The 10613-nt window shown below is 64.0% G+C and carries 11 protein-coding genes; 3 read left to right on the plus strand and 8 right to left on the minus strand.

Features of this window, described 5'->3' with window-relative positions:
• Window positions 1-13 precede the first annotated feature (13 nt).
• A complete protein-coding gene (locus WK25_RS16370) occupies window positions 14-1150 on the minus strand; it encodes a muconate/chloromuconate family cycloisomerase (protein WP_038570329.1) in 1137 nt (378 codons plus the stop codon).
• Window positions 1151-1727: 577 nt separating this feature from the next.
• Here WK25_RS16370 and WK25_RS16375 point away from each other — a divergent pair.
• On the plus strand, window positions 1728-2390 hold the full coding sequence (locus tag WK25_RS16375) for a class I SAM-dependent methyltransferase (protein ID WP_069242116.1): 663 nt from the start codon (window positions 1728-1730) through the stop codon (window positions 2388-2390).
• A gap of 138 nt (window positions 2391-2528) precedes the next feature.
• Here the strand turns inward: WK25_RS16375 and WK25_RS16380 are convergent, their stop codons facing one another.
• The 4 genes from WK25_RS16380 to WK25_RS16390 form a co-directional block, all read right to left on the minus strand.
• Window positions 2529-2993 carry a RidA family protein gene (locus WK25_RS16380; RefSeq protein WP_069242117.1) on the minus strand — a complete coding sequence of 155 codons (465 nt, stop codon included), beginning with the start codon at window positions 2991-2993 and terminating at the stop codon, window positions 2529-2531.
• Between the two features lie 70 nt (window positions 2994-3063).
• Window positions 3064-3186 (minus strand): hypothetical protein, encoded by a 123-nt coding sequence (locus WK25_RS32280; RefSeq protein ID WP_257785761.1) that lies wholly within the window; start codon window positions 3184-3186, stop codon window positions 3064-3066.
• Window positions 3187-3277: 91 nt separating this feature from the next.
• Entirely contained in the window at window positions 3278-4786 is a 1509-nt protein-coding gene (locus WK25_RS16385) for a M81 family metallopeptidase (protein ID WP_069242436.1), read from the minus strand.
• A 114-nt stretch (window positions 4787-4900) separates the two neighbouring features.
• Window positions 4901-6184 (minus strand): MFS transporter, encoded by a 1284-nt coding sequence (locus WK25_RS16390; RefSeq protein ID WP_069242118.1) that lies wholly within the window; start codon window positions 6182-6184, stop codon window positions 4901-4903.
• A 135-nt stretch (window positions 6185-6319) separates the two neighbouring features.
• Between WK25_RS16390 and WK25_RS16395 the strand changes: the two genes are divergently transcribed.
• The gene (locus WK25_RS16395) at window positions 6320-7237 is read left to right on the plus strand and encodes a LysR family transcriptional regulator (RefSeq protein ID WP_069242119.1); all 918 of its coding nucleotides are present in this window, start codon (window positions 6320-6322) and stop codon (window positions 7235-7237) included.
• Between the two features lie 263 nt (window positions 7238-7500).
• On the opposite strand, the gene WK25_RS16400 is transcribed toward WK25_RS16395, so the two are convergent.
• Window positions 7501-8685: a sugar transporter gene (locus WK25_RS16400; RefSeq protein ID WP_069242120.1), complete on the minus strand. Its 1185-nt coding sequence runs from the start codon at window positions 8683-8685 to the stop codon at window positions 7501-7503.
• 202 nt (window positions 8686-8887) lie between these two features.
• Between WK25_RS16400 and WK25_RS16405 the strand changes: the two genes are divergently transcribed.
• Window positions 8888-9562: an HAD family hydrolase gene (locus WK25_RS16405; RefSeq protein ID WP_038570342.1), complete on the plus strand. Its 675-nt coding sequence runs from the start codon at window positions 8888-8890 to the stop codon at window positions 9560-9562.
• A gap of 3 nt (window positions 9563-9565) precedes the next feature.
• Here the strand turns inward: WK25_RS16405 and WK25_RS16410 are convergent, their stop codons facing one another.
• Both WK25_RS16410 and WK25_RS16415 read right to left on the minus strand, forming a co-directional pair.
• Window positions 9566-10273: a succinate dehydrogenase/fumarate reductase iron-sulfur subunit gene (locus tag WK25_RS16410; protein ID WP_069242437.1), complete on the minus strand. Its 708-nt coding sequence runs from the start codon at window positions 10271-10273 to the stop codon at window positions 9566-9568.
• A gap of 80 nt (window positions 10274-10353) precedes the next feature.
• Complete coding sequence (locus WK25_RS16415) at window positions 10354-10596, minus strand: DUF6566 family protein (RefSeq protein WP_038570344.1); 243 nt, start codon at window positions 10594-10596, stop codon at window positions 10354-10356.
• Window positions 10597-10613: the final 17 nt, after the last annotated feature.

The following is a 10613-nucleotide window of genomic DNA, read 5'->3' on the forward strand; positions in this document are numbered from 1 at the left end:
GGCGCCGCTCGCTTCAGCGGGACACTTTCGTCAGCCCGTCTCGGGTGAAGCGTGCGACCTTTGCTTCGTCGAGTTCGATGCCGAGGCCCGGGCCGTTCGGCACGGTCAGCTCGAAATCGCTGTAGTCGAGCGGGGTCGCGAGAATCTCTTCGGTAATCAGCAGCGGCCCGAACAGTTCGGTGCCCCACTGCAGGTTCGCGAAGCTCGCAAACAGGTGCGCGGAGGCGACCGTGCTGAACGCGCCTTCGAGCATCGTGCCGCCGTACAGCTCGATGCCGGCCGCATCCGCGATCGCCGCGACGCGCTGCGCGGCGAACAGGCCGCCGCTCTGCTCGATCTTGATCGCGAACACGTCGGCGCCGTGGTGCTTCGCGATTTCGAACGCGCTGTCGGGGCCTTGCAGAATTTCGTCGGCCATCAGGGCGACCGGGAAGCGGCGCATCAGCCGCGCCAGCGCGGCCGCCGACGCCACCGGCTGCTCGACCAGTTCGCAACCGGCATCGGCGAGCGCCGGAATCGCGCGCGCAGCCTGCGTTTCGGTCCATGCCATGTTCACGTCGACGCGCACCGACGCGCGCTCGCCCACGGCCCGCTTGATCTCGGCCACGTGCCGGATGTCCGCGTCAAGCGCCTTCGCGCCGATCTTCAGCTTGAACACGTTGTGGCGGCGCAGGTCGAGCATTCGTTCGGCTTCGGCGATATCGGTTGCCGTGTTGCCCGATGCGAGCGTCCATGCGACCGGCAGCCGATCGCGGCGGCGGCCGCCCAGCAGTTCGCTGACCGGCACGCCGAGACGCTTGCCGTGCGCGTCGAGCAGCGCGGTTTCGAGTGCGCTCTTCGCAAAGTGATTGACCTTCGCGAGCTTGCCGAGGAACGCCATCAGCGTCTGGATGCGCGTCGCGTCGTGGCCGATGATCGCCGGTGCGAGGTATGCATCGATCGCGAGCTTCATCGCTTCGGGACTTTCCGGGCCGTAGGCCATCCCGGCGATCGTCGTGCCTTCGCCGATACCCGTCACGCCATCGCTGCACGTCACCTTCACGAGCATCAGCGTCTGGCCGTGCATCGTGGCAACCGACAGCTTGTGCGGACGGATCGTCGGCAGGTCGACGAGGCGGGTTTCAATGCGTTCGATGGTGATCGGGGACATGGGGTTCGCTGCGTGTCGGGAGTTCATGGAACGGATTTATACGCGGCGGGGAAATGGAGCGTCCAATACTTTTGGTTTCGTTTTTTGATACCTGCTGGGTATTGAAACGTGGGCTAACTGCGGAAATATTGCGGTGCGCCATACCTTTTTTGGTTAGACATGTGCGCCGGGAGGCTTGATGGAGCGCGGTCGCGGAGGTTCGGCGCGGTGCATGGACGCTGCTGCGACGCGGCTGCGTCCGCGAGCGGAAACCTGGGTTGATGTCCGTGCTTCGACGAGTCGAATCAGGGTTTTCCTTAAGGGGAAACGGTGGTGGGCGGCGGCTCGGCTTTCCGCTTCGGCTCGGCAGAATGATCGCGACGCACCCTGCATGCGGAGACGGCCGTTCGGGGCTCCTTGACGACGCCCCACAACGCACAGGCTGCAGCGAGCCGCGCAAAATCGCTCGAAGTTCACCGCTGGGGCCAGTTGCCAGAGCTCATCACCTGCGGGTGTCGGTCATCGCCGCGCGTTGGACGCCGGTCGCCAGATTGGCGAGAATCCGGCAATTCGCGCAGGCTCGCTGCACGTGGAGGCGATGGTGTCCATCGGCGTAAACGGAACGGAAGGCTACGACACAGATGCCAAGTCGCTCATCGCGCGTTGGCAGGACGTCTCATTCGAAATGAAACACAAAGCGGTTATCCATCTCCTTCCCGTCTGTCCGTCCGACGTGCTCGACGTGGGCGCCGGCATCGGAACCGACGCAGCCGCGCTGGCAGCGATGGGGCATACCGTTGTGGCAGTAGAACCGGTGGACGCGTTGCGCCGTGCAGGAATGGAGCTGCACTCGTCTTTGCGGATCGAATGGGTGGACGACAGTCTGCCGCATCTCGCGTATTTGCGTTCCCGGCAGAGAACATTCGGCTTGATCATCCTTTCCGCCGTCTGGATGCATCTGGACGAACGCGAACGTAGCGAGGCGATGTCGACTGTCGATTCCTTGCTACGGGACGACGGCATGATCGTAATGTCCCTGCGCCACGGCCCTGTCCCCGACGGTCGCCGAATGTTTGACGTTTCAGCGGCAGAAACCGTGCGGTTGGCGAGGAACCATCACTACAGAACCGTGCTGAATATCGAAACCGAATCGGTCCAACACGCAAATCGGCGACGCGGCGTGACGTGGAGCTGGCTCGCCTTTGTCAAGGCGAGCGGCGGCGGCAACGCCGGTCGATCGGGTCGGTCCGACAGCGGATAGCATCGCATGCAACTGGAGCGACCGATATCCCTCTGAACCGTTGACGCTGCAATGTGGCTATCGTGCGAAAAGGTCCGAATCCGGAAGATACCGCTGATCGGGGCGATATCTCACAGCCGGTTCGTTCGACGCAAAGCGTCATTGCACCTCGGCGATCAGTTCTATCTCGACGCAAGCACCAAGCGGAATCTGCGCCACGCCGAACGCGGAACGTGCATGCTTGCCGCGTGCGCCAAATACTTGAGCGAGCAGATCCGATGCGCCATTCGTCACCAGATGCTGGTCCGTGAAATCCTGTGTCGAATTCACAATGCTCGTCACCTTGACGATTCGCGTCACACGATTGAGGTCGCCCGCTTGCGCATGCAACGTAGCGAGCAGGTCGATCGCCGTTGCTCGCGCCGCTGCCTTGCCGTCATCCGCCGAAAGATTGTCGCCCAGCTTGCCGACCCACACCTTGCCGTCCTTTTTGGCGATATGCCCGGACAAATGGATCGTATTTCCGGTCTGCACGCTCATGACGTAAGCGGCGGCCGGTGCGCTGACTGCGGGCAATTCAATGCCGAGTTCTTTCAGGGTGTCATATACATTCGCTTGAGACATTTCGTGTCCTGATGGGTTAAAGCGGTGTCGCATTCCTGATTGGCGCGCCGTCGGGGTGATGCGCCGCGGGTCACATGCGCGCTACGCCGATCACGGCATTGGCAACAAGCACGGTCAGGCTCGGTTCCATTGCGCCGATACCGACTGCCGTGGTCCGCACGAAGCGGCGCGGGGCGTTGATCTGATCTGCCATGAGAACGCTCCTCGTGGTGGATTTCACCCGTTCGCGCGTGAGCCTGAATCGCGGCGGTATCCATGCGAAGTTCGCGTGGTCGAGCGTGTCGTCATGCGACGACCGGGCGAATCTCGTTGAAGGAAGGCCCTTTCGGACGTACGCGGATGTGCGGATCAAGACGCTGCCACGGCAGATCGGCCGGGTCCGCCGCCATCGGTCCGGGCGCCTTCGCAACGAGAATGGTCTCCGCGATAGCCTGAAAATCCGCACGAAAATGGACCGAGCTTTTATTGACCAGAATCTTCATCTGCTCGGGTTGGATGCCCGCAACGCGATAGAGATTGCGATCGAAAATCTGCATCTTGACGCTGCTGACAGCGATTCGCACGCCGTCGATACGCAGGCAAGCAACCGGTCCGAGTTCGCCCGTCATGCCGTTCAGCATCGGACCGTCGAAGCGGAAACGACCGTCGGACACATGGTCCACCTCGAACATGCCATTCAGCGGCTCATCGCCGGGCACGCCCGAACGGCCCCCCAGCGCAAGCTCGATGCGCGCGCCGACACCGGCGCGATGCGCGGCGGCGGCTGCGTCTGCATCCCAGATCACACCGACCGCGGCATCGGTCGCACCATTGCGCAGCAGCGCGCGCACCATGCCCATCGTATTCGAGTCGCCGCCCACGCCGGGGTTATCCTGCGTGTCGGCGATGATGACCGGCTTGTCGGCGTTTCGGCCGATCCGCATGGCTTCGACAACCGCTTCGTCCGGGGTAAGGAACGGCACTTCCCATGAAGATTCTTCCGCGAGCATTCTGGCGTACAGCGAGTCGATCGCCTTCGTGAGCACGTCATTGTCGAATCCGTAACCCCAGATCACCGGACCGCACTCGGGGAAGTCCGCAGCCGGAAAACCCGGTGCAAACGACAGCGACACGCCCGTATCGCGCTCGAGCGATGCCAGCGCGGTGTACATGTCGCGGGCGGGCGCGATCAGCGTGCACATGCCGTTCACCGGAATCAGAAATGGAACGCGCCGGACGACTCGCGTGAATTTGCGCTTCTCCGCGATCAGCCTGTCGAGCAGATGCGCCGCTCGCTCGCCCGTTTCGGCCATGTCGACGTGCGGGTACGTCCGGTACGCAACCATCGCATCCGCGTGCTTCAACATGCGCTCGGTCACGTTTGCATGCAGATCGAGCGACACCACGAGCGGCATGCTGTCGCCGACCAGCGCACGCACGCGCTCGAGCAGCTCGCCTTCGCCGTCGTCGGTGTGCTCCGCGACCATCGCCCCGTGCAGGTCCAGATAGATGGCGTCGAAGCCGCCCGCTTCGACAGCGCCGGTGATCTCGCCGGCAATGCGCTCGAATGCGTCCACAGTCACATGCGCCGACGCGCTCGCGCCCGCCCAGATCACTGGAATCAGCTCGTGTCCTTGCGCCTGCGTTACGTTGATGAAGCCGCCGATCGGGACGTTCACGTCGCGCAGATTCAGCACGTCGACGCCGCGCGCCAGCGGCGGAAATCCTTCGCCTTGAACAAAGCTCTGGAACGACGCCTTGGTCGGCGCGAACGTGTTGGTCTCATGCTGAAAGCCTGCAATCAGGATCTTCATTGCCATTCATCCTTCTGTTCGATATGGAAAGGACGTGGCCTTTCCAAAGTCATGACTCGCTGCCCTGGGGAAACACTCAGCCGGCGGACGCTGCATGGCGGCACTGTTGAATCGTCAATGGATGCCGCGCTTGTTCGTGACAACCACGACCGATGCAATCGCAGCCATCCCCGCCATGACGAGCAAACCGGCGTGCATGCTGCCCGTGGCGGCCTTGGTCCAGCCGATGACGGCCGGTCCCCAGAAACCGCCGGACAACCCGATCGTATTGATGAGCGCGATGCCGCCCGCCGCGGCCGGCCCTTTGATGTACTCGGACGGAATGGCCCAGAAAACCGTGTACGCCATCCACATCATTGCCGTGGCGAGCGTGAGCGTAGCGAGCGTCAGGACCAGATTGCCGTCGGTGAAAACGGTCGACGCGAGAAGCAACGCGCCGACGAGCGCGGGCACCGCGCAGTGATAGCGCCGCTCGCCGACGCGATCCGAACGGCGGCCGGCGAAGTACATGCCGAACGCGGCCGCCGCATACGGGATCGCGACGTACCAGCCGAGCCGCGTCATGTCCGCTACACCGTGGTCTTTCAGCAAGGCCGGCAGCCAGAAGCTGATCGCATAGATCGGAAAGATGATGCAGAAGTACGCGAGTGCGAGAACGTAGACGCGCGGGTTCTTCGCCACGGCCCGGAACGAATGGTCGCGCGTGGCGGGTGCGCCGACCTCGCTTTCGAGCAGGCGTTGCTCGTCGGCGGAAAGCCACTTCGCTTCGGAGGGTCGGTCCGACAATACGAACAGCGTCAGCACGCCGAGCACGATGCACGGCAGGCCTTCGACCAGAAACATCCACTGCCATCCGGCCAGTCCGCCGACACCTGACGACGTCGACATCAGCCACGCGGACAACGGCCCGCCGACAATGCCGCCAATCGGCCCAGCGACGAACACGATGGCAATCGCGCGCGCCATGCGCGCGGGACCGTACCAGCGCGACAGGTAATAGATCATGCCAGGCGCGAATCCGGCTTCGAAGACGCCCAGCAGGAAGCGCATCGCGTAGAACATCGGCACGTTCCGCACGAAGAGCATGCACGCGGACGTGATGCCCCACAGTACGAGGATGCGGCTGAAGGTCTTGCGTGCACCGACTTTCGGCAACATCAGGTTGCTCGGAATCTCGAACAGCACGTAGCCGAGAAAGAAGATGCCCGCGCCCACGCCATAAGCGGCATCGGAGAATCCGAGGTCGCTTTGCATCTGAAGTTTGGCAAACCCGACGTTCACGCGATCGAGATACGCGAACATGTAGCAGGTGACGAGAAACGGCAAAAGCCGCCAGTTGAGCTTGCTGTAGAGAGACGAAACGGCGTCTTCGGCTCTCAAGGTCTGGATCGCTGACATAGGTGTCTCCGTTGTCCCCGTGTTCGTCCGGCTCATCGGGTAGGAGCATCGTGTCGCGAAGCAGACCTGCCAGCAAGAGCAACTATACTTACAGATCGTTGCTCTACGAGCAACGCAGCAATTCGGAGGCTTCCAATGCGCGAAATCAACCAGACACGGCTGCGTTACTTCCACGAAGTGCTGGTTCACGGCACGATTCGGGGCGCGGCGGACCACCTCAACACATCGCCGTCCGTGATCACGCGGCAGATCAGGCTGCTCGAAGACGAACTGGGCGCCACGCTTTTCGAACGCGAGGCGCGCGGCGTGAGGCCGACCGAGGCGGCGGCGCATCTGCTGGAATTCTGGCGCGGGTATCGATCACAGCAGGAAAAGTTCGAGGACCAGCTGCAGGCGCTGAAAGGCCTTCAGCAAGGGCATATTCAGCTGGCGGTCAGCGAAGGGTATGTCGACACGCTGGTTGACGACGTGCTGGCACCGTTCTGCACGCAGTATCCGAAGCTGGAAGTCGGCGTGGAGATGCTGCCCGTCGACGATGTATTGAACGAAGTCGCGGAAAGTCGCGCGCATATCGGGCTGGCGTACAACCCGCCGCCGCATCCGCGTATCGAATATCGTGCGAGTTCGGCGCAACCCGTTGTGCTGCTCGTTCGCCGAGATCATCCACTGGCGACCCGCGGTGGGCCGGCGAATGTCGAGGATCTGCTCACCTGGCCGCTCGCGCTGATGCCTGCGACGTTCGGCATCGGCCATGTCGTCAAGATGCTGGAATTCGCCGAGAACATCAAAATCAGGCCGACGTTGACCACGAATTCGCTGGCCGCGCTAAAGCGCTTTGTTTCAACCGGGCATTTCGCGACGCTGATCGGGGAATTCGCCGCCTATCGCGAGATCGCGGCCGGCGACCTGTGTATTGTGCCGATCGCGCATCCGCTGTTTCAGGACACGAAAGCGCGATTGCTCGTTAAATCCGGGCGGCCGCTGGCGACCGGCCCTCAGGAACTGCTCGAGTGGATCCTGAGGCGGATGCCGATGTTCGACAACCAAAGCTGACGCGGCACCAGATCGACATACGTGCCGGCACTTCGATGCGCAGCGCGTTGACCCGGCGGTAATCGTCCGGGACCAGCGCCGCGATCATCGGGCCGATGTCGTCGGGGCGCCGACGCTGCGAGGCACGGTCACGTCCGCCAAAATGCGCCAGATTTCTGTACGGTTTCCGCCCCCGCACCGCAACCGCGCCCCGCTTGCGCGCGCCGTCACGGTGCGAAACGAGCCGGCGCATCCGCTTTTCCACCGCGGCTTCCCGTGCGGGCTTACGCCACCGCCCTTCGCTCATGCAGCCGCAGCGCGGCCCACGCGATCCCCGCCGACACGATGCCGACCACGCCGCCGAACGTACCGATCCACGACAGCCCGAAGTCATCGGCGATATGGTTGCCGAGCAGCGCGCCGGCCCCGATGCCGACGTTGTACAGCCCGGAAAAGATCGACACCGCGAGATCGGTCGCGTCCGGCGCGAGCTTCAGCACCCACGCCTGCATCGCCAGACCGAAACATACGATCGCGCCGCCCCACACGAGCGTATGAACGGACAGCGTGACGATGTTCAGCGCGCACGGGAACAGGATCAGCAAGCACGCCGACAACGCGACGATCGACGCGAGCAGGAAATCGGCCGGCCGCTCCGGAAACACGCGATTGAAGCAGACCGCTGCCGGCATTCCGGCGACGCCGAACAGGATCAGCACGTAGGTAATCCGGCTGCCGCTCGCGTGATTGACGTTCTGCACGAACGGTTCGATATACGTGTACGACGTGAAATGCGCGGATACGACGAGCACGGTGATCGCGTACAGCGCGACGAGCGCCGGCTTCCTGAGAAACATCCCGATGCTCGCGAGCGAGCCGGCGCCCTGGCTCGGCAGCACGGGCAACGTCGCGCGCAGCATCAGCAGCGCGACGGCCGCCGCCGCGCCGATCACGAGGAACGTGGTGCGCCAGCCGAGCGCCTCGCCGATCACGCGGCCGAGCGGAATGCCGGCGACCATCGCGATCGCCGAGCCCATCGCAAGCAGGCTGAGCGCGCGGCTTTTGCGCTCGCTCGGCGCGAGCCGCACGGCCAGCGGCACGGAAATCGACCAGAACACCGCATGCGCGCACGCGATGCCGAGCCGGCCGATCATCAGCACCGAGAAATTCCATGCGACGCCGGTCACGACGTGGCTGCCGATGAACACCAGCAGCGCGACGCTCAACAGCTTGCGCCGCTCGACGTGACGCGTGAAGAACGTCAGCGGCAGCGACACGACGGCGACGGCCCACGCATAGATGGTCAGCATCAGGCCGACGGCGGTCGGCTGCATCCGCAGGCTGTCGCCGATCGCGCTCAGCAGCGCGACGGGCACGAATTCGGTGGTATTGAAGATGAAGGCGGTGAGGGCCAGGGCCAGAACGCCCCACCATGATTGTTCGGAACTGACGGCGTCGGGGGTTGCCATACTGGGATTCGACGGAGGTTGGGCGCGCGCGGGCCGCCCGCCCGGCGCATCGGCGCGATTGTACCAGCGGCGTTCGACACGCTGCCGCCGGGCGCGGCGCACGCGGCCCGGGACATGGCCGTGACACGGCCGCGCGCCGATAATGTGACGACTCGGTTTTTGCCGACGATTTGCCCGGACGTGATCGGGCCAGGAGAGCTACATGCGCATTGAAACGTCATTTCTGTTCGATCTCGACGGCACGCTCGTCGACAGCGTCTATCAGCACGTACTCGCGTGGAAGGAAGCGCTCGACGCGGAAGGCATCGAGCTGTCGGTATGGCGCATCCACCGCAAGATCGGGATGAGCGGCGGTCTGTTCCTGAACCAGCTGCTGCGGGAGACGGCCGGCGACATCGATGCCGAGCGCGTCGAACGGCTCGCGCGGCTGCATGCGCAAGCGTACCAGCGACTGCGCGCGCAAGTCCGGCCGTTGCCGGGCGCGCGCGAGTTGCTGGCCGCGTTGTCGAATGCGGGCATTCGCTGGGCAATCGCGACGAGCGGACGGATGGAAACGGCGGCGATCAATCTCGAAGCGCTCGGCGTCGATCCGGCGAAGAACGTCATCGTCACGCGCGACCAGGTGAAGTACGCGAAGCCGGATCCCGATCTGTTCCTGACCGCCGCGGCAAAGCTGAACGTGCCGATCGAGCATACGGTGGTCGTCGGCGACAGCATCTGGGACATGCTCGCCGCGAGCCGCTGCCGCGCGCTCGGCGTGGGATTGCTGTCGGGCGGCTACGGCAGCGACGAGCTGGAACGCGCGGGCGCGCTGCGCGTGTATGACGATCCGGCGGATCTGCTGTGGCACCTCGATGAAGTTGCGGCGCGGCCGTGACGCCTAAACCGTCCGCCTGACCAGCATCGTCCGGATCTCCGAAATCGCCTTCGCCGGATTCAGTCCCTTCGGGCACACGTCGACGCAGTTCATGATCGTCCGGCAGCGAAACAACCGATATGGATCCTCGAGGTTGTCGAGCCGCTCGGCGGTCGCCTGATCGCGCGAGTCCGCGATGAAGCGGTACGCCTGCAACAACCCGGCCGGCCCGACGAACTTGTCCGGGTTCCACCAGTAACTCGGGCACTGCGTCGAGCAGCACGCGCACAGGATGCATTCGTAGAGTCCGTCGAGCTGGTCGCGCTCTTCCGGCGACTGCAGCCGTTCGCGCTCGGGCGGCGTCGAATCGTTGATCAGGTACGGGCGAATCGAGTGGTACTGGTTGAAGAAGTCGGTCATGTCGACGATCAGGTCGCGCACGACCGGCAACCCCGGCAGCGGCCTCAGCACGATCTCGCGCGGCAGCGTCTTCATGTTGGTGAGGCACGCGAGCCCGTTCTTGCCGTTGATGTTCATCGCGTCGGAACCGCAGATCCCCTCGCGGCACGAACGCCGGTACGACAGCGTCTCGTCCTCGCGCTTCAGGCGGCCGAGCACGTCGAGCAACATCCGGTCGTCGGGACCGACGTCGACCGCATAGCGCTGCATGCGCGGTTCGGCATCGCGATCGGGGTCATAGCGGTAGATCTGGATCGTGCGGGGATCGTTCATCTTGTCCTCCCGGCGCGGTGCCGGCATGGGGTCGCTGGATTTGTCGCCCCCGCGCAAGCGCCGTGCCGGGCGGCCCCGCGTCAGTCGTCGTCGACGCGCTTGTCCACCAGATAGCGGCCGCGCTCCACACCCGCGCGCAGTGCCTCGTCCTCCGTCATCCATTCGGGATTCGTCGACTCCGGCACGTACAACTCGATGCGCGCGCCATCGACGTACACCTGCACCTCATCCGCCCATGCGCCGCGTTCGTTACGCCGCGCCCATACACGAATCTCGTGGCCGCGATACGGGTCGCGGACTTGTGCGTCCGGTTGATGCTGCATGCTGGCCCCCTGTGCTT

The organism is Burkholderia latens (genome assembly GCF_001718795.1).
GTDB lineage: Bacteria > Pseudomonadota > Gammaproteobacteria > Burkholderiales > Burkholderiaceae > Burkholderia > Burkholderia latens_A.

Bases quoted from the DNA above. Each gene is read 5' to 3' on its own strand.
- WK25_RS16390 (WP_069242118.1), bottom strand. From the start codon at position 6,184: ATGTCAGCGATCCAGACCTTGAGAGCCGAAGACGCCGTTTCGTCTCTC.
- WK25_RS16380 (WP_069242117.1), bottom strand. From the start codon at position 2,993: ATGTCTCAAGCGAATGTATATGACACCCTGAAAGAACTCGGCATTGAA.
- WK25_RS16410 (WP_069242437.1), bottom strand. From the start codon at position 10,273: ATGAACGATCCCCGCACGATCCAGATCTACCGCTATGACCCCGATCGC.
- WK25_RS16415 (WP_038570344.1), bottom strand. From the start codon at position 10,596: ATGCAGCATCAACCGGACGCACAAGTCCGCGACCCGTATCGCGGCCAC.
- WK25_RS16405 (WP_038570342.1), top strand. From the start codon at position 8,888: ATGCGCATTGAAACGTCATTTCTGTTCGATCTCGACGGCACGCTCGTC.
- WK25_RS16370 (WP_038570329.1), bottom strand. From the start codon at position 1,150: ATGTCCCCGATCACCATCGAACGCATTGAAACCCGCCTCGTCGACCTG.
- WK25_RS16385 (WP_069242436.1), bottom strand. From the start codon at position 4,786: ATGAAGATCCTGATTGCAGGCTTTCAGCATGAGACCAACACGTTCGCG.
- WK25_RS16400 (WP_069242120.1), bottom strand. From the start codon at position 8,685: ATGGCAACCCCCGACGCCGTCAGTTCCGAACAATCATGGTGGGGCGTT.
- WK25_RS16395 (WP_069242119.1), top strand. From the start codon at position 6,320: ATGCGCGAAATCAACCAGACACGGCTGCGTTACTTCCACGAAGTGCTG.
- WK25_RS32280 (WP_257785761.1), bottom strand. From the start codon at position 3,186: ATGGCAGATCAGATCAACGCCCCGCGCCGCTTCGTGCGGACCACGGCA.
- WK25_RS16375 (WP_069242116.1), top strand. From the start codon at position 1,728: ATGGTGTCCATCGGCGTAAACGGAACGGAAGGCTACGACACAGATGCC.